This is a genomic window from Actinoplanes oblitus, assembly GCF_030252345.1.
Classification (GTDB): domain Bacteria; phylum Actinomycetota; class Actinomycetes; order Mycobacteriales; family Micromonosporaceae; genus Actinoplanes; species Actinoplanes oblitus.
Genome location: NZ_CP126980.1, coordinates 9,448,644 through 9,466,948, shown reverse-complemented (window position 1 = coordinate 9,466,948; position 18,305 = coordinate 9,448,644). Strand labels below are relative to the sequence as shown.

12 protein-coding genes and 1 pseudogene are annotated in these 18,305 nt (G+C 73.4%); 7 read left to right on the top strand and 6 right to left on the bottom strand.

Translation table 11 applies throughout. The features are described from left to right. Nucleotides 1-10: 10 nt before the first annotated feature. Nucleotides 11-997: a serine/threonine-protein kinase gene (locus tag Actob_RS42220; protein WP_284917553.1), complete on the top strand. Its 987-nt coding sequence runs from the start codon at nucleotides 11-13 to the stop codon at nucleotides 995-997. Between the two features lie 516 nt (nucleotides 998-1,513). On the opposite strand, the gene Actob_RS42215 is transcribed toward Actob_RS42220, so the two are convergent. The 3 genes from Actob_RS42215 to Actob_RS42205 all read right to left on the bottom strand — a co-directional run bounded on the left by Actob_RS42215 (nucleotide 1,514) and on the right by Actob_RS42205 (nucleotide 5,792). After that, complete coding sequence (locus tag Actob_RS42215) at nucleotides 1,514-3,517, bottom strand: ATP-binding protein (protein WP_284917552.1); 2,004 nt, start codon at nucleotides 3,515-3,517, stop codon at nucleotides 1,514-1,516. A gap of 11 nt (nucleotides 3,518-3,528) precedes the next feature. Continuing rightward, entirely contained in the window at nucleotides 3,529-4,902 is a 1,374-nt protein-coding gene (locus Actob_RS42210; RefSeq protein WP_284917551.1) for a carboxyl transferase domain-containing protein, read from the bottom strand. Nucleotides 4,903-5,114: 212 nt separating this feature from the next. Then, nucleotides 5,115-5,792 (bottom strand): Crp/Fnr family transcriptional regulator, encoded by a 678-nt coding sequence (locus Actob_RS42205; RefSeq protein WP_014447921.1) that lies wholly within the window; start codon nucleotides 5,790-5,792, stop codon nucleotides 5,115-5,117. Nucleotides 5,793-5,997: 205 nt separating this feature from the next. On the opposite strand from Actob_RS42205, the gene Actob_RS42200 reads away from it, so the two are divergent. The 5 genes and pseudogenes from Actob_RS42200 (at nucleotide 5,998) to Actob_RS42180 (ending at nucleotide 10,587) form a co-directional block, all read left to right on the top strand. After that, nucleotides 5,998-7,173 (top strand): CapA family protein, encoded by a 1,176-nt coding sequence (locus Actob_RS42200; RefSeq protein WP_284917550.1) that lies wholly within the window; start codon nucleotides 5,998-6,000, stop codon nucleotides 7,171-7,173. A 74-nt stretch (nucleotides 7,174-7,247) separates the two neighbouring features. Next, nucleotides 7,248-8,042, top strand: a pseudogene (gene nth, locus Actob_RS42195) (endonuclease III); the annotation flags it as partial. 71 nt (nucleotides 8,043-8,113) lie between these two features. Beyond that, complete coding sequence (locus Actob_RS42190) at nucleotides 8,114-8,656, top strand: TlpA family protein disulfide reductase (protein WP_407653509.1); 543 nt, start codon at nucleotides 8,114-8,116, stop codon at nucleotides 8,654-8,656. Continuing rightward, nucleotides 8,653-9,381 (top strand): NUDIX hydrolase, encoded by a 729-nt coding sequence (locus Actob_RS42185; RefSeq protein WP_284917549.1) that lies wholly within the window; start codon nucleotides 8,653-8,655, stop codon nucleotides 9,379-9,381. Before Actob_RS42190 ends, Actob_RS42185 begins: the two co-directional genes overlap by 4 nt. A 27-nt stretch (nucleotides 9,382-9,408) precedes the next feature. Continuing rightward, on the top strand, nucleotides 9,409-10,587 hold the full coding sequence (locus tag Actob_RS42180) for a MarP family serine protease (protein WP_284917548.1): 1,179 nt from the start codon (nucleotides 9,409-9,411) through the stop codon (nucleotides 10,585-10,587). Between the two features lie 380 nt (nucleotides 10,588-10,967). Here Actob_RS42180 and mycP read toward each other — a convergent pair whose 3' ends face one another. Both mycP and eccCa read right to left on the bottom strand, forming a co-directional pair. After that, nucleotides 10,968-12,215, bottom strand: coding sequence for a type VII secretion-associated serine protease mycosin (gene mycP, locus Actob_RS42175; RefSeq protein WP_407653508.1), 1,248 nt, complete (start codon nucleotides 12,213-12,215; stop codon nucleotides 10,968-10,970). A gap of 154 nt (nucleotides 12,216-12,369) precedes the next feature. Continuing rightward, nucleotides 12,370-16,227 (bottom strand): type VII secretion protein EccCa, encoded by a 3,858-nt coding sequence (eccCa, locus tag Actob_RS42170; protein ID WP_284917547.1) that lies wholly within the window; start codon nucleotides 16,225-16,227, stop codon nucleotides 12,370-12,372. Between the two features lie 98 nt (nucleotides 16,228-16,325). Here eccCa and eccD point away from each other — a divergent pair, with 98 nt between their 5' ends. Then, nucleotides 16,326-17,636 carry a type VII secretion integral membrane protein EccD gene (gene eccD / locus Actob_RS42165; RefSeq protein WP_284917546.1) on the top strand — a complete coding sequence of 437 codons (1,311 nt, stop codon included), beginning with the start codon at nucleotides 16,326-16,328 and terminating at the stop codon, nucleotides 17,634-17,636. Nucleotides 17,637-17,727: 91 nt separating this feature from the next. Here the strand turns inward: eccD and Actob_RS42160 are convergent, their stop codons facing one another. Beyond that, nucleotides 17,728-18,228 (bottom strand): inorganic diphosphatase, encoded by a 501-nt coding sequence (locus Actob_RS42160; RefSeq protein WP_284917545.1) that lies wholly within the window; start codon nucleotides 18,226-18,228, stop codon nucleotides 17,728-17,730. Nucleotides 18,229-18,305 lie beyond the last annotated feature (77 nt).

Here is an 18,305-nt window from a genome sequence, read left to right as displayed (position 1 = left end):
TTTCTAAGCCGTGACGGAGACACCGCCTGGCGCCCTGCCCGTGCCATATGTCCCGGGCATGTCCGGCTTGTCGGTCATGGCCCGTGGTGGCTATGCCACCGTTTACCGGGCCACCCAGGACTCCGTGGGCCGCGAGGTCGCCATCAAGATGGAGAACCGGACCCTCGACAACGCGCGCGACCAGGCCCGCTTCCTGCGCGAGGCGCGGGCCGCCGGGCGGATGTCGTCGCACCCGCACGTGGTCGACCTGTTCGACGTGGGCGTCACCGTCGACCAGCATCCCTACCTGATCATGGAACTCTGCGACGGGTCCTACCTCGACCGGATGCGGGTCAAGCCGCTCAGTCCGGCCGAGACCCGGGACGTCGGCGTCAAGATCGCCGATGCGCTGGTGCACACCCACGCCAACGGCGTGCTGCACCGCGACGTGAAACCGGCCAACATCCTGTATTCGCAGTTCAACCAGGCGGTGCTGGCCGACTTCGGGCTGGCCGTGCTGGGCGAGATGCGGGATTCCTCGGTCACCCTCGAGGTGCTCACCCCGGCCTACGCGCCACCGGAGATGTTCCGGCACGAGAGCCCGTCCGCCGCGGCCGACGTCTACTCGCTCTGCGCCACGCTCTACGCGGTCATGTACGGTCGCCCGCCCCGCTGGCAGAGCGACCGCAGCCCCAGCCTGATCACCCTGATGAACCTCTTCGACGAGCCGATCCCGGACCTGCCCGGCGTCCCCCGCTCGCTCACCGACGTGCTCCGCCGCGGCATGCACAGCGACCCGCGCGGCCGCCCGTCCGCCCAGGAGCTGCACCACGAGCTCACCAACCTGCACCTGGACCCGAACGCGCCGGCCCCGTCCCCGACGGTCTACCGCAGCTCGTCGACGTACCTGCCGCCGCGCCCACGGCCGATCGCCCCGACGACGCCGACCCAGTCCGACGAGACGCCCACCGTCCACACCCGTAAGGGCGGCTTCTTCACCAAGTGGTTCAGCTGGTGATTCGAGGGGTGGGTTCTTCATGAAACCCCTTATCCGGTACGAAACTGCCCTCTCCCCAGGAGCAGCAGCCGCGTCCCGTGCGTCCACGACGCGGCCTCCGATCATGTGGTCGGGGTCCGCCACGCGCGTCCCGGTCCGCGGGCACGTAGCCCGCGAGATCCGCTGTGGTCCAGGCCCGTGCGGCGCTCCCCGGTCCGCGGGCGCGTAGCCCGCGAGATCCGCTGCGGTCCGGGTCGTGCCGCGACTCGCTCTTCGGCTGGTCGTCATGGTGGTATCCGCGCTGCGGATACCACCATGACGACCAGCCAGGGGCCGGGGCGCGCTGCGGTCCGGACTGCAGCGGGCCTCGCGTGAGGGCGCGGAGCCGGGGGCGCGCCGCGGTCCGGACCGCGGCGGGTGGGCCGGAGCCGGGACGCGCGTGGCGGTCCGGACCACATGATCGGAGGCCGCGTCGCGGACGCACGGGGCTTCGCTGCCGCTTCTGGGGACCGGGCAGTTTCGTACCGTAAAGAATTGTTACTCAGGGTCAAGGACGGCCAGCAGTTCGCCGGTGTCCACCTCGGCGCCCGGATGGACCGGAAGGGACGCGACCACTCCCGCCGACGGGGCGTGGACCGGGTGCTCCAGCTTCATCGCTTCCAGCGTGAGCAGTAGCTCCCCGGCCCGCACCCGCTGACCGGGCACGACCAGGACGCGGCGGACCGCGCCCGGAAGCGGGGCGATCAGGGAGCTCTCGGCGGCCTCCGGAGCGGGCAGCGGGAAGCGCGAGATCTCACGCAGAGTGACCGATCCTTCGGGGCTGTCGACGTAGGAGACGTCCCCGACCCGGTGCACCAGGACCGCGAGGCGGATCCCTTGGACGTTGAGGACCACCCGGTCGCGGCGGGCCGAGACCACCACGATCGGCGGGTGCTCGTCGACCGGCTCCTGGCCCAGGCCGGCCAGGTCCAGCTCCTCGGGGTCGACCGAGCGGACCCACCAGCCGGCCAGCTCGCCGTGCCGGTTCATCCGGTAGCCGACCTCGACCGGGCCGGTCGGGCCGTCGTAGACGGCGGTCTGCGAGCCGGACGGGACGTTGCGCCAGCCGGACGGCAGCGAGCCCAGCACCGGCGCGCTGGCCCGCCGGTCGGCGGCCCCGGCCAGCGCGGAGGCCAGGCAGGACAGCCGGACCGCGTCCACCGAGGAGAGCAGCGGGGCGAACACCTCGGGGTGCCGGTCGAGGAACCCGGTGTCGATGTCGCCGGCCCGGAAGGAGTGGTGCCGCAGCGTACGGACCAGCAGGTCCCGGTTGGTGACCACGCCGTGCAGCTGGGCCCGGGCCAGCGCGGAGGCCAGCATCCGGGCGGCCTCCTGCCGGGACGGCGCCCAGGCGATCAGCTTGGCCAGCATCGGGTCGTGGTGCATGCCGGTCACCGAGCCGTCCGCGACCCCGGAGTCGAGGCGCAGGCCGGGCTGCGGCAGCGGGCGGAACGAGCCGGCTACGTCCGGAACCGCGAACCGGTGCAGGGTGCCGGCGCTGGGCAGCCAGGCGTACGCCGGGTCCTCCGCGCAGATCCGCACCTCGATGGCGTGCCCGCGGATCGGCGGCGGGCCGGGCATCGGCAGGCTGCCGCCCTCGGCGACCAGCAGCTGCAGCCGGACCAGGTCGTATCCCGAGGTGCACTCGGTGACCGCGTGGTCGGTCTGCAGGGTCGGGGTGAGCTCCAGGAACCAGAAGTCGCCGTCGGAGTCGAGCAGGAACTCGACGGCGCCGGCCCCGACGAAGCCGAGCGCCCGGACCGCGACGATCGCCGCCCGGCACAGGTCCTCGCGCAGCGCGGCGTCCACCGCCGGCGACGGCGTCTCCTCGACGATCTTCTGGTACCGCCGCTGCACCGAGCACTCGCGCTCGCCGAACGGCACCACCGCGCCCATCGCGTCGGCCAGGATCGGCACCTCGATGTGCCGCACGTTCGGCACGTACGGCTCGCAGAACACGTCGCCGTCCACCTCGCGCCGGGTCGAGGCGACCGCCTCGGCCAGCGTCGCCGCGTCCCGGACCACCCGCATGCCGGCGCCCCCGATGCCGGCGTCCGGTTTGATCAGCACCGGGAACCCGGGCACCGTGGCCGGGTCGGTGAAGCTCGGCAGCACCGGCACCTTCGCCTCGGCGACCAGCTTCTTCGTCTCGGTCTTGCGGTGCAGGGTGCGCAGCGTGGCGGCCGGCGGCCCGACCCAGATCATCCCGGCGTCGACGACCGCCGCGGCGAACTCGGGGTCCTCGGCGAGCACCCCGTTGCCCGGGTGCACGGCGTTCGCCCCGGCCCGCTTGGCGGCGGCGATCAGGGCGTGCTGTTCCAGGTAGGTGGTGGCCGGGGTGTTGCCCTCCAGGTGGACGGCGTAGTCGGCCTCGTTGACGTGCGGAGCGTCGGTGTCGACGTCCGAGTAGACGGCGACCGTCTCGATGCCGACCAGACGGCAGGTGGCGAACACCCGGCGGGCGATCTCACCACGGTCGGCGACCAAGAGTCGTCGGATCACGGGTCTACCTTTCAAGGTCGGAACACGCCGACGTGTTCGGCACCAGCCACGGCGGCGCTGTGCACTGCGGAGAGGCAGAGGCCGAGGACCGTACGGGTGTCGCGGGGGTCGATGACGCCGTCGTCGGCCGTGGCGGGTTCCGCCGGGGGACGCGGCCAGCTGAACTGGAATCGGGGTTCGTCGGCGCGGGCCGGCGTGCCGCCGGGCTCCGGGCCGATGGTGAGGACCAGGTGCGGCACCGTGGACTTGGCCACGGCGTGCACCAGGGGGGCGTCGTGACGGACGTCGGCGTCGTCGCCCTTCTGGGCTTCCCCCGGATGGCGGATGAAGATCACCGGGGTGGCGGTGGCGTTGGCCAGTTGCAGGAAGTGCACGGCCTTCTGCGACTCGGCCGGGGAGAGCCAGGTGCCGCACGGACCGGCCAGCACGCCGACCGGGTAACCGTGCAGCTCGCCCCAGCCGGCCACCAGCACGCCGCCCTGGCCCGGCTTGAACTCGTCGAAATCGGAGTCGTCCAGGATCCTGGCCAGCACCTCGCGCGGGTCGAAGGTGGCCGGGTCGGCGGCGGCCAGGCTGAGCAGCGCCTCGGTGTCGTACCGGGGGGCCGGCGGGCGGGTGGTACGGGCGCGGGGGCCCTGCTTGCGCCAGTTGAACCGGCGTACGCACTGCCGGGCCAGCCGCAGCCCGTCGCGTTCGTCCTCGGCCAGCTGGTCGGCCGGTCCGGGCGGGCCGGCCGGCACCACCGGGGTGGCCCGCACCTCGACCCCGGAACGCTGCGGGTGGATGGTCATCACCTTGGCGTGCCCGCGTACCACGATCGTGTAGTCGGAGAGGGCCGGCAGGTAGGCCGCGTCGCCGCTGGTGGCGCCGAAGACCACGCAGACGGTCGGCACCCGGTCGGCGGTGAGCCGGCTCAGCTCGCGGGCGATGCTCCCGGCCGGGGCCGCCTCGCCGGCCGACTCGACCAGGTTGACCAGCGGCAACCGGTTCTCCGAGGCGATCCGGGCGGCCCGGCGGATCTTGTCGGCGGTGTACGGGTTGACGGCGCCCCCGTCCACCGTGGGGTCGTTGGCGATCACCACGCACTCCACGCCCTCGACCACCCCGATGCCGGTGACCACGCTGGCGCCGACCGGGAACTCCGAGCCCCAGGCCGCCACCGGGGACAGCTCGAGGAACGGGCTGTCCTGGTCGAGCAGCATCTCGATGCGTTCCCGGGGCAGCAGCTTGCCGCGCGCGTGATGCCTGGTCACCCACTTCTCGCCGCCCCCGGCGCGCGCCTCGTCGAGCGCGGCCTCCAGAGCGGCGAGCCATTGCAGGGTCGTGCTGCGCCCCTCCAGGTAGGCCGGGTCGCGCGGGTCCAGCGTGGTATCGAGCACGGTCATGTGGAGACCCCGCTGCCCGCTACGCCCCTACCTGCGTTCAATGCCGCGCCCTTCCCTGTCACGCCGGTGCCTCTCGGCCACCTCCGTAACGAGCGGCCGCATGGGCGCGACACGGATCCGGGCGTTAACGACCGGTCACTGGAAAGAGTGGATCAAGCACGTTTGAGGGGCTGTCCACCAGGACAGCCCCTATGACGTGAAGCGACGGGAAGTCAGACGCGAGCGCGCCGGGCGAGCCGTTCCGGATCGAGGATGATCACGCTCTTGCCGTCCAGCCGCAGCCAGGCGCGGGAGGCGAAGTCGGCGAGCGCCTTGTTCACCGTTTCGCGGGACGCGCCGACCAGCTGGGCCAGCTCCTCCTGGGTGAGGTCGTGAGTGACCCGCAGCACACCGCCGTCCCGGGTGCCGAACCGGCCGGCCATCTGCAGCAGGTTTTTCGCCACCCGGCCGGGCACGTCGGTGAAGATCAGGTCGGCCAGCGCGTCGTTGGTGCGACGCAGCCGGCGGGCCAGCACGCGGAGCAGCTGCTCGGCGATCTCCGGCCGGTTGTTCAGCCACGGGCGCAGCGACGACTTCTTCAGCCGGGCCAGCCGGCTGTCGGTGACCGCGGTGGCCGTCGCGGTGCGCGGGCCCGGGTCGAAGAGCGAGAGCTCGCCCAGCATGTCGGACGGACCCATGATCGAGACGAGGTTCTGCCGGCCGTCAGCGGCCCGGCGACCGAGCTTGATCTTCCCGGACAGAACGATATACAGGCTGTCGCCGGCCTCGCCCTCGTTGAAGACCACGTCGCCCTTGCGGACTTCGATCGTGTCCATCTCCTTGGCGAGCGCCTCCGCGGCTTCCGGGTCAACGCCCTGGAAGATTCCGCTGCGCGCCAGTACCTCATCCATCGCCGCACCTCCGAAACGCGCAACGTCTGCGCTCGATCAGTCTAGGCGCACGCGGGCGGGAAACGGGCGGCCACCCCTTGATCCAGATACTGGACGGTAACCAGAATTGTCTGGACCGCCGGAGACAATTCCACGGTCCGGGCAATTCGGGACGGCACTTTCGTCGGTCGCTTGCGCTTGCGAGCCGACGGTATCGTCCCGGTCGATGAATTCGCATCCCGGCTCCGACCGCCAGCGCCGCTCTGGGCGGATTGTCCTCAATGTCGTGCTTGTTGCCGCTGCGGCGGCCGGTGCCGGCCTCGGTGGCGTCGCCCTGGCCAACCGGGGGAGCGACAAGGAGGCGGCCTGGCAGGCGCCCACCGCACCCGCCTCGTCGGGCAAGCCCTCGGCCGGCCGCACCGAGTCGGCCGAGCTGCCGTCGATCACGCTCTCCGCGACCGGCGACATCATGATGGCCGACGCGCCGAACGGGCTGCCCCCGCGCGACGGTGCCGGCTTCTTCGACGGGGTCCGCAAGAGCCTCGCGTCCGACCTGGTGATGGGCAACCTGGAGCAGCCGCTCACCGACGACACCGGAGCCTCCAAGTGCGGCGCGGGCAGCGCCAACTGTTACGCCTTCCGGTCACCGCCGTCGTACGCCAAGCACCTCGTGGAGGGCGGCTTCCAGCTGCTCAACCTGGCCAACAACCACGCCAAGGACTTCGGTGCGGCCGGTAACCGCAACACCATCAAGGCGCTGGAGGGTGCCGACCTGGAGCACACCGGCGCCCAGGACCAGATCACCGTGGTCGAGGTGAAGGGCGTCAAGGTCGCCGTGGTCGGCTTCTCGCCGTACGCCGGCACCAACAACCTGAACGACCTCGCGCACTCCCGCGCGGTGATCACGAAGGCCAAGGAGACCGCCGACCTGGTCGTGGTGCAGGTGCACATGGGCGCCGAGGGCAGCACCAGGAACCATGTGAAGCCGGGCCACGAGATCTACTACCGGGAGGACCGGGGCGACCCGATCGAGTTCACCCACACGGTGATCGACGCCGGGGCCGACGTGGTGATCGGGCACGGGCCGCACGTGCTCCGGGGCATGGAGTTCTACAAGGGCAAGCTGATCGCGTACAGCCTGGGCAACTTCGCCGGCGGCGGGCACACGCTGTCCAAGGACGGCATCAAGAAGTACGCCGGGATCCTGCGGGTCACCCTGACCGCGGACGGCAAGTACGTGTCCGGCAAGTTCCTCTCCACCTATCTCAACGACAGCGGCCTGCCCACCCGGGACACCGCGAACGAGCGCGGCCGGGAGCTGGTCAACGACCTGACGAAGGCGGACTTCCCGGAGACCGGGGCGTCGATCGGCGACGACGGGACGATCAAGCCGTCCGCGTGACCGACGGGGCGGACGTGCCGACGTACTCTTTACCGGTGACTCCACGCAGCGCGCCCGCCGACGCCGGGTCAGCCGTGCTGGCGCGGTCGATGAAACGCTTCGCGGGGGAGACGCCAATCGGGCGCAAGCGCCGGGCCAGGAAGATGGGCCGGGTGCTCGCCGACACCCATCCGGACGCGCACTGCGAGCTCGACTTCAGCACGCCGCTGGAGCTGGCCGTGGCGACCATCCTCTCCGCGCAGACCACCGACGTCCGGGTCAACCAGGTGACTCCCCGGCTGTTCCAGAAATTCCGGACGGCCGCCGATTACGCGGGCGCCGATCGGGCCGAGATGGAGGAGATGCTCCGGCCCACCGGCTTCTTCCGGGCCAAGACCGATTCCCTGATCAAGCTCGGGCAGGCGTTGCTGGCCGACCACGACGGGCAGCTGCCCGGCAAACTGGACCAGCTGGTCAAGCTGCCGGGAATCGGACGGAAAACCGCGAACGTCATTCTGGGCAACGCTTTCGACGTTCCCGGCATCACCGTCGACACCCATTTCCGGCGGCTCACCAATCGGTTCGGCTGGGTCCAGGAGGAGGACCCGGTCAAGATCGAGTTCCTGGTGGCCGAGCTGATCGAGAAACGCGACTGGACCATGCTGTCGCACCGGGTGATCTTCCACGGGCGGCGGGTGTGCCACGCGCGCAAGCCCGCGTGCGGTGCCTGCACGCTGGCCGCGTCCTGCCCGTCCTACGGCACCGGCCCGACCGAGGCGGCACCGGCGGCGAAACTGCTCAAGGGCCCCCGGGCCCGGGATCTGGCGGCCGCCGCGGGCGTGGACCCGGAGCTGGTCCCGGCCGCGGCCGTGCTCGCCCCGGAGGAACCGCTCGATGCCAGCGGCCCGCTCAACGTGGCGGAGCCGCTCGGTTCCGGCGAGCCGCTCGCCCCGGAGGGATCGTGATCCGAGCCGTTCTGCCCGCTGTTGCGGCCCTCCTGCTGCTCGCCGGGTGCACCGCCGCCGCGCCGGCCGACGACGAGACGCCCTCCCCGTTCGCGACCTGCGCCCCGCCCGCCGGCGGCGACACCGAGCTGCCCGACGTCACGCTCGCCTGCTTCACCGGCGGCGAGCAGGTCCGGCTCGGCGAGCTGCGCGGCCCCGCGGTGATCAACATCTGGTCGTCGTTCTGCGGGCCGTGCCGCGAGGAGCTGCCGGTCATCCAGCGGCTCGCCGACCGGAGCGCGGGCCGGCTGACGGTGCTCGGGGTGGACACCGGCGACGCCCGGGACGCGGCCGCCTCGTTCGGGGCCGACCACGGGGTCAGCATGCCCACCCTCTACGACCGGGACCAGAAACTGATCGCCGCCCTCGGCGCGGTGAACCTGCCCAACACGGTCTTCGTCGACGCCGCCGGCAAGTACTACCTGCACCGGCTGCCGGTCGACGCCGCCGAGCTGACCCGGCTGGTGGCCGAGCACACCGGCGTCACGGTGCGGCTATGAGCCGGGGCGTGCTGCTGAACCGGCCCGGTGACCTGCCGTCCTGGTTCGAGCCGCTGCTGACGGGCGCCGCCCGGAGCCGGGCCGAGGACTTCAGCGTGCTGCGCCAGCCGGCCGGCGGTGGCGGGCGGTCCAGCGCGGTGCTGGTGCTGCTCGGCGAGAGCCCGCCGGACGCGGACACGCCGGGCGGCCCCGACGTGCTGGTCCTGCAACGGGCCGCGACCATGCGCAACCACGCCGGCCAGCCGGCCTTCCCGGGCGGCGCCACCGACCCGGAGGACGCCGACGCGGTCGCCACCGCGCTGCGCGAGGCGGACGAGGAGGTCGGCCTGGACCGGGGCAGCGCCGAGCCGCTCGCCCTGCTGCCGGAGCTGTGGATCCCGGTCAGCCGGTTCTCGGTCACTCCGGTGCTGGCCTGGTGGCGGCGGCCACACCCGGTCCGGCCGAGGCAGGTCACCGAGGTCGCCCATGTGGCCCGGCTCCCGATCAGTGAACTCGCCGACCCCGCGAACCGTATCCGGGTGCGACACCCCAGCGGCTGGATCGGACCGGCCTTCCAGGTCCGCGGCATGCTCGTCTGGGGTTTCACCGCGGGGGTGATCTCAGTGCTGCTGGACATGGCGGGCTGGACGCGGCCGTGGGAGCCGGGACGTGTCGTCGAGCTGCCGGACGCCGCGGCCCCGGTGCCGGCGGCGCGCGGCGGCGCACCCGACGAGGTGGTGCCGTGACGTGCGCCTGACTTCTATGTTGAGTGAGTGCCCGTGGTCGATGTCATCCTGATCGTGCTGATGCTGCTCTTCGCGATCAGCGGCTATCGGCAGGGATTCGTGATCGGCGCGCTGTCGCTCGGTGGCTTCTTCAGCGGGGTGCTGATCGGGCTGCAACTCGGCCCGCTGCTGGCGAGACAGTTCGCCGACGGCACGGTCCGGCTGATCGTCGCGCTCGCCGTGATCCTCGCTCTCGCCGTGCTCGGCCAGACCCTGGCCGGCTGGCTCGGCACCAGCCTGCGCCGGGCGATCTTCAACCGGCCGCTGCAGCACCTGGACGACGCCGGCGGCGCTGTCGTCTCGGTGGTCGCGGTGCTGCTCGCCGCCTGGCTGGTCGCCGTGCCGATGGGCTCGACGCCGTTCCCGGCGATCAACAAGGCGGTCCGCAGCAGCGCCATCCTCGGCGGCATCAACGGGCTGATGCCCGACCAGGCACAGGCGCTCTCCTCGGCGCTCCGGGACACCCTGGACACCAGCGGCTTCCCCGACGTGTTCGGCGGCCTGGCCCGCACCGAGGCCAAGGAGGTCGCCGCGCCCGACCCGGCGCTGCGGGATTCGCGGATCGTGCAGACCTCGAAGAAATCGGTGCTCAAGGTGCTGGGCGCGGCGCCCAGCTGCTCCCGCCGGATCGAGGGCACCGGCTTCGTCTACGCCGACGAGCGGGTGATGACCAACGCCCACGTGGTGGCCGGCACCCGCGAGGTGGTCGTGGAGACCTCCCGCGGCCAGCTGGAGGGCACCGTGGTGGTCTACGACCCGAAACGCGACCTCGCGGTGATCCGGGTCCCCGGTCTGAAGGCGCCGGTCATGTCCTTCGTGACGAAGGCCGCGGCCAGCGGTGCGAACGCGATAGTGCTCGGCTATCCCCAGGACGGCCCCTACAACGCGCAGTCGGCCCGGGTGCGCGACGTCGGCCCGATCACCGGCCCGGACATCTACGAGTCGGGTGACGTGACCCGGCAGATCTACACGATCAAGTCCCTGGTCCGCAGCGGAAACTCCGGCGGCCCGCTGATCTCGCCCGCCGGCGACGTGCTCGGCGTCATCTTCGCGGCGGCGGCCGACGACAAGAACGTCGGATTCGCGCTGACCGCCGCCGAGGCCGCTCCGGTGGCCGAGCTGGGCCGCGAGCGCACCGAAGGCGTCAAAACCGGCGAATGTGCCTGATCGTGCTTTCAAAACCATGATTTTCTACGCTCTCGGACCGCTACAGGCGCAACGGCCCAGTCCCGTGGCTCGGCGCGCGGTGGTCCCGGTGCCGGGCCGCGAGGCCGTGCCGGGCTGAGCTCGCGAGATCCGCTCGGCAACGGCAGTGCCGCGACTCCGGGCCGGTCAGGTGAGCTGCTCGGCACAAGGTGCCGCGCTTGCGGGCCGGCGATCCGGACGTGTGAGGCGGTCGTGCCTCGCCGCTGAGGGCTCCGCTCGAGCGGGATGTCGGGCGGGAACCGGCAGGCGGGCGGGGCGTGGGCAAGGTGGAAGCTGCGGGCGTACCGAAAATGGCGGACAAGGGGTGAAGCGGGCCCCGCGCCCGGCGGTGGGGTTGGTGGTCAGCCGGCGGTGCTGGCGAAGCGGCGGACGGTGAACGCGCCAGCAATGGCGGAGAGCGCGAAGAGCGCGAAGGCGAGCCAGCGGGCGTGATGGGGGCCGGTGGGCTCGGCGGTGGCGGGCGCGGCCCAGCCGCCGGTGTTGGTGCCCGGGTCGGCGGCGGTGTCCGGGCGCTGGGCGACGTCGCTCGGGGCCGACTGGGCCTCGCCCGAGGCGGGCGCGCTGCCGAACCGCGCGACACCGGGCGGCGGGGTGGTGTCCAGCGGATTGTTCGTCACCGCGGGAACCGTCGCGGTGAGCGCGCCGGTCGGGTCGATCAGGCCGAAGCCGAACACGTCGTCGCGACCCGGGGCGCCGCGGTCCTTGGCGGTCTTGATGATCCGGTTGACCACCTCGCCGGCCGGCATGTCCGGCCAGCGGGACCGGATCAGCGCGGCGGTGCCGGAGACCATCGGCGCGGCGAAGCTGGTGCCCTGCACCCGCCAGTAACCGCCCGGTTTCGCGCCGACCAGCTCGGTCGCGGGCGCGCTGACCACCGTCTCCGGGCCGGTGATCGAGCCGCTCCAGAGGTCGGTCCCGTTGCGCTCCACGCCGGCCACCGCGATCACCCCGGGCTCGCGGGCCGGGTACCACACCCCGCGGGCGCTGGAGGACGCGCTGACGTTGCCGGTGCAGGCGACCACCACGACGTCCTTGGCGAACGCGTAATCCAGGGCGGCGGCCAGCGCCGGGCTGTTCGCGGTGCCGCCGAGCGAGAGGTTGACCACCCGGGCGCCGTGGTCGACCGCCCAGCGCAGCCCTTTTGCCACGATCAGGGCGTCGTCGTAGCGGTTGTCGGCGTCCAGCACCCGGACCGGGAGGATCTTGGCTTTCGGGGCGATGCCCACCACGCCGACGTTGTCGTCGCCGCGGCCGGCGATGATCCCGGACACCGTGGTGCCGTGGCCGACCTCGTCGGTGCCACCGTTGCCCTTGCCGTCCACCAGGTCCAGCCCGGGCAGCACCTGGCCGGCCAGGTCGGCGTGGTGCGCGTCGACCCCGGAGTCGATCACCGCGACGGTGATCCCGCTGCCGTCCGCATAGGTCCACGCGTCGGCCAGGTCGAGGGTCTGCAACTGCCACTCGTCGGCCCGGACCTGGTCGGCCCCGGACGCCGGCTCGGCGATCGGCTCGAACATCTCGTCGGTGACGCCCGGCTCGGCCCATGCGGGTGCGGCCACCGGTGCCAGCGCGAGGACGCCGGTCAGCACCGCGGCTCCGAGGTGGCGTGCACGAGACCACGGCCGGTACGGCCGGAAGGTTGCGCTCACTCTGGTCACGGGTCGGCGTCGCCATTCTGATGATGGTCAGTCGATGGGGGGAGATTACTCCGAAACCACGGCGTGTCGCTGCGGTCCGCGGTGCCTAATCGCACCCGGCGTCTGTCATCGGCCCGGAATCCGGAAAGCCCAGCTGAATCAGCCGAATTCCATCACGACGAGTGATCAGGCGACCACGCCCCGGCGGCATTCGTTCCGGTCGGACGGTGCCGATCAGCGCGCCCTCCTCGGGCGGCCCGGACATCACCAGACCGGGCGCGGAGAGCTCCCGCAGCCGTTGCAGCACCGGCTCGTACAGCGCCCGGCTCGCGCCACCGGCCCGCCGGGTGAGCACCAGGTGCAGGCCGATGTCCCGGGCCTGCGGGAGGAACTCGAGCAGCGGGGCGAGCGGGTTGACCGGGCCGGCCACCACCAGGTCGTAGTCGTCGACCAGGACGAACAGCTCCGGGCCGGTCCACCAGGAGCGCTCGCGCAGCTGTTTCGCGGTGACCTCCGGGCCGGGCAGGCGGTCGCGCATGTATCCGGCGACCGACTGGATCAGGTCCAGGGTGGGCTGGGTCCGCATGCCGTACCCGATCCGGTGCTCGGTCTCCGGCAGGTCCATCAGGCTGCGCCGGTAGTCGACCAGGATGATCCGGGCCTGTTCCGGGGCGAACCGCCCGGTCACCGACATCGCCAGAGTGCGCAGGAAGGTCGACTTCCCGCACTCGGCGTCGCCGAGCAGCAGCAGGTGCGGGTCGGTGGCGAAGTCGATGGTCACCGGCCGCAGATCCGACTCGGCGATGCCGATCGGCAGGCGCAGGCCGGCCCCGGCCCCGGCGATCTCGGCCCACGGCACCACCGGCGGCAGCAACCGCACCCGCGGCGCGACCGGCCCGGACCAGGCCGCCGCCACCGCCTTGACCAGGCCGGCGGTGCCGCACAGCGAGCGCACCTCGGGACGCGCGGTGAGCAGGTGCAGGAACCGGCCCGGCGCCGCCGGGTCCTCGGTCACGCCGCGGCCGGGCTGCTGCTCCGGCACTGCCGCGGCGGCCCGGCGGCCGACCGACGAATCCGCCGGGTCGCCCAGCCGCAACTCCAGCCGGGAACCGAACAGGTCCCGGACCGCCGGCCGGAAGTCCATCCACCGGGAGGCGGCGGCCACCAGGTGGATGCCGTACGAGAGTCCGCGAGTGGCCAGGTCGGTGAGCACCGGTTCGAGCTCCTCGAAGTCGGTGCGCACCGTGGACCAGCCGTCCACCACCAGGAACACGTCGGCCCCCGCTCTCGTCGCGCCGGCTCGTTCCCGCTCGGTGAGCAGGGTCACCATCTCGCCCACGGTCCGGCGTACGCCCTCCGCCTCCAGCCGTCCGAACACCCCGCCCACGTGCGGCAGCTCCCGCAGCCCGCCCAGCGACCCGCCCCCGAAGTCCAGGCAGTACACCTGCGCCTCGGCCGGCGTGTGGGTCAGCGCCAGGGCGCAGACCAGCGACAGCAGCGCCGCCGACTTGCCGCTGAGCGTGCCGCCGACCACCGCCACGTGCCCGGCCGCCCCGCCCAGGTGCAGCCACAGCACGTCCCGTAGCTGCTCGCGCGGCTTGTCCAGCAGCGCGACAGGCACCTGCAACGCGCCGTGCAGCGCCGGGTTGGCGCAGCTCAGCCCGCGCTCCGTGGACCGCACCGGCGGGCCGAGCAGCTCGTCCAGGGTGGCGGCGGCGTCCAGCGGCGGCAGCCACACCCGGTGGGCCGGCGGCCCCTGCCCGGCCAGCCGGTCGATCAGCACGCCCAGCAGGGTGGGCCGGTCCGGCGCGGCCTCGGGCGCGGCGACCGGGGCGGCCGCCGCCACGGTCCGGGTCGTGTACGGCATCACCCGGCCGGGCACCTCACCGGCCACGGCGACGGCCCGGGGCAACGGCCCCGACACGTACGACCCGCGGAACCGGATCAGCGACCCGCCGGCCTTCAGGTACGCGTGCCCGGGCGCGCTCGGCAGCTCGGCCGCGTCCGGCACCCCGAGCACCGCCCGCGACTCCATCGGGCTGAACGTCTTGAGCCCGATCCGGTACGACAGGTGGGTGTCCAGCCCACGCAACCGCCCCTCCTCCAGGCGCTGGCTGGCCAGCAGCAGATGCACGCCGAGCGACCGGCCGAGCCGCCCGATCTGCAGGAACAGGTCGATGAACTCGGGCTTCTGCTGCAGCATCTCGGCGAACTCGTCGCAGACCACCAGCAGCGACGGCAGCGGGGGCAGCGCGGCACCGGACTCCCGGGCCCGCTCGTAGTCCGGCAGCCCGGCGTAGTTCCCCGCCCTGCGCAGCAGCTCCTGCCGCCGGATCAGCTCGCCGTCCAGCGCGTCCGCCATCCGGTCGACCAGCGGCAGCTCGTCCTGCAGATTGGTGATCAGCGCGGCGGTGTGCGGCAGCCGGTCCAGCGAGGCGAACGTCGCCCCGCCCTTGAAGTCGATCAGCACGAAGTTCAGCGACTCCGACGAGTGCGTGCCGGCCAGCGCCAGGACCAGGGTGCGCAGCAGCTCCGACTTGCCGGAGCCGGTGGCGCCGATCAGCAGCCCGTGCGGGCCCATCCCGTCCTGGGCCGGCTCCTTGAGGTCCAGCTCGACGGGCACTCCCTCGGCGGTGGTCCCGATCGGCACCCGGAGCCGGTCCCGGGGCGACCGCCGGCCCCGGGCCGGGACGAAACTCTCCGGGTCGCCGATGCCGAGCAGCTCGGCGAACCCGGCCCGGGCCGGCGCCGGCGTCCCGTCCGGGTCGGCCGGGCCGGCCAGGCGCAGCGGGGCCAGCCGCCGGGCGATCGCCTCGGCGGTACCGACCGGCAGGCCGTCCGCGCGGCCGGCCTCGGCGTCGGCGTCCCGGGTGGTGGTCAGCAGCGCGCCGCCCGGGCCCACCTCGAGCACCAGGGTGGCCCGGTCGGGCAGCCGGGGCGGCACGGCGTCCAGATCCAGCACGGTGACGCCGTCGAGGCCGTCACCGCCCGGCGCCGGCTCGGCGCCGTCCCGGACGATCACCAGGTGCGGCCCCGGCCCGGGCTCGCCACCGGGCCGGAACCCGGCGCGGCCGCCGAGCAGGTCGCCGAGCAGCCGGTCCAGCTCGGCGGAGGTGCCGGCCACCAGCCGCAGCGGGCCGAGCGCGTCCCGGCGGACGGGGTGCAGGGCGTGCGGGAGCCATTTCACCCACTCCCAGTCCGGTCGCCGTCCCGGCCCGGCGCAGACCGCTGTCAGCAGGTCGTCCGGCGCGTGGAAGACGGCGAGCTGGATGAGCGCGGCCCGGACCAGCGCCCGGGCCGGCTCGCCGCCGCGCACGTGCACCCGGGCGAACCCGCGCAGCGACAGGGCCACCGGCAGGTCCGGCACCACCGAGTAGGTGTCCAGGAAGCGGCGCAGCGCGCCGGCGGTGGCCGGCTCCAGCTCGGCCAGCGGGCGCGTCTCCGGCGCCAGCAGCGGGGTGGCCAGGGTCTGCGGCCCGAGCCCGATCCGGGCCACGCCGAAGTCCGGATCGTCCGGCCGGCGCTCCCAGAGCCGATGGCTGGCCACCGTGGACCAGAGCCGGGCCGGATCGGGGTGCCGGTAGAGCAGGCCGGTCCGCTGCCGGTGCGCGGTCTCCCGGACCCGGCGGCGCAGCTCGGCGAGGTGCCGCAGGTAGGACCGGCGGGCGGCGGTCAGCTCGGCCCGGCGCGGCCCGCCCGCCGCACCGAACGAGGTGGCCAGCATGGCGATCGAGGAGATGCCGAACAGGCCGCCGATCACGTACGAGTACGCCCCGGCGCGGCCCTGGCCCATCATCATCGCCATCGCCGCCGTGCCGCCCAGCATCGGCAGCACCATCAGCGCCTGCTGCCACCGCCCGGCGAATCGCGGTGGCACCTCCGGCGGCGGCTCGACCGGCAGGTCGCCGGTCGGGATCTCGGGCGCCGGCCGGCGCTCCGCCCGCCTGATCGGCACGGTACCCATGCGCGCTCCGCCTCCCCTCCGTCCACGGCTCATGGTAGATAAATTGCCATCGATGCCACAGCATCGTTCCGTCTCCTGTGGACAACCGGGAGGGCCTGGTGGAAACCGGTCTGGCTCGTGTCACGATCAGCACGCCGCGCCGCCGGGTGGACGTGGCGCTGCCCGAGCACGTGCCGCTGGCCGAGCTGCTGCCGGAGGTGCTCCGGCACGCCGGTGAGGATCTCGCCGACGCCGGTGAGCGGCACGGTGGCTGGGTGCTGCGGCGGGCCGCCGGGGACGCGCTGGAGGTCGGCCGCGGGCTGCACCAGCAGGGCGTACGCGACGGCGAGGTGCTGCACCTGCGGCCCGCCCACGACGACTGGCCCGAGCTCGAGTACGACGACGTGGCCGAGGCGGTGGCCGAGGGCGCCCGGCGGCGCGGCGGCACCTGGAGTCCGGCGGCCACCCGGGCCACCGCGCTGGCCACGGCCGGGGTGGCGCTCACCGCCGGCCTGATCGTCCTGTGCCGCGCCGGTGCCGGCGGGACCGGGCTCGCCCTGGCCGTCCTGCTCGTGCTGGCCGCGACGGCCGCCTCCCGGGCGTTCGGCGCGGCGCCGGCCGCCGTGCTGCTCGGCGGGTTCGCGCTGCCCTACGCGTTCGCCGGTGGCGCGCTCCTGGCCGGTTTGGCTGACCCGGGTGGCGCGCTGCTGGCCGGCTCGGTGGCGCTACTGCTCGCGGCGGTCGCCGGCGCGGCCGGGCCGGCCACCGGGACGAGGGTGTGGACCGCCGGGGCGGCGGCCGGGACGCTCGGCGCGGCGGCCGTGTTCACCGGTCCGGCCGTCCTGCTGGCGGCGCTGGTCTGCGGCGTCTCGCTGCTGCCGGGCCTGGCCATCCACCTGGGCCGGCTGCCGCGGCCACCGGCCGGCCCGCCGGAGGGCCCGGCGCTGGAGGCGGTCCGCCACCGCCCGGACCGGGCGGAGGTGCTGGCCGCGCTGGATCGGACCGACGACCTGCTGACCGGCCTGCTGCTCGGGCACGCGGTGCTGGTGGCCGGGGCGGCCGTGGCGCTGGCCCGGCTGGACACCCCGGCGGCCCGGGTCCTGCTCGGTGCCGCGGCGCTCGCGCTGCTGCTGCGGGCCCGGCTGTTCCGGGCCCGGCGGCACCGGTTGCCGCTGCTCGCGGGTGGGTTGGCCGCCGTGCTGGCACTGGGTGCGGAGCTGCTCGGCGCGGCCGGCGCGGGCGTCCTGCCGGCGGCGGCCGCCGGGTGCGTGCTGGCCGCCCTGGCCGCGGTGGCCTGGCCGGCGGGTCCGCCGGCGCCGGCGCTGGCCCGGCTGGCGGACGTGCTGGACGTGCTGGCCACGGTGGCGGTCATCCCGGTGGCCTGCGCGGTGACCGGGCTCTACGCGGCGGTCAGCGGCATCTCGTTCTGAGCGCCCGGTTCGTCCGGTACGCCATACGACCGCACCTGCGGGGCCGGAGCCCCGCAGGTGCGGTCGTCAGCGGTGCGTGGGAAGCGAGCGGTCAGTGCTCTCCCTCGGCCTCGGCGGCCTCGGCCCGGGCGAAGGACGCCTTGATCTCGGCCTCGGCCTCGACCCGGCCCACCCAGGTGGCGCCCTCGACGGACTTGCCCGGCTCCAGGTCCTTGTAGACCGTGAAGAAGTGCTGGATCTCCATCCGGTCGAACTCGCCCAGGTGGTGGATGTCCCGCAGGTGCTCCTGGCGCGGGTCCTCGTAGGGCACGCAGAGGACCTTGTCGTCGCGGCCCTTCTCGTCGGTCATCCGGTACATGCCGATCGCGCGGGCCCGGACCAGGCAGCCGGGGAAGGTCGGCTCCTGGATCAGCACCAGGGCGTCCAGCGGGTCGCCGTCCTGCCCCAGGGTGCCCTCGATGTACCCGTAGTCGGCGGGATACTGTGTCGCGGTGAAGAGGGTCCGGTCCAGGCGGATTCGCCCGGTCTTGTGGTCCACCTCGTACTTGTTGCGCTGCCCCTTGGGGATCTCAACCAGAACGTCGAAATCCATTATTTCGCTCCCCTTTTGCTTGCCCGCTTGAATAGGCCGGTCCGCCGGGCGGGGAAGCGGGGAGTGGAAGCAAGCCC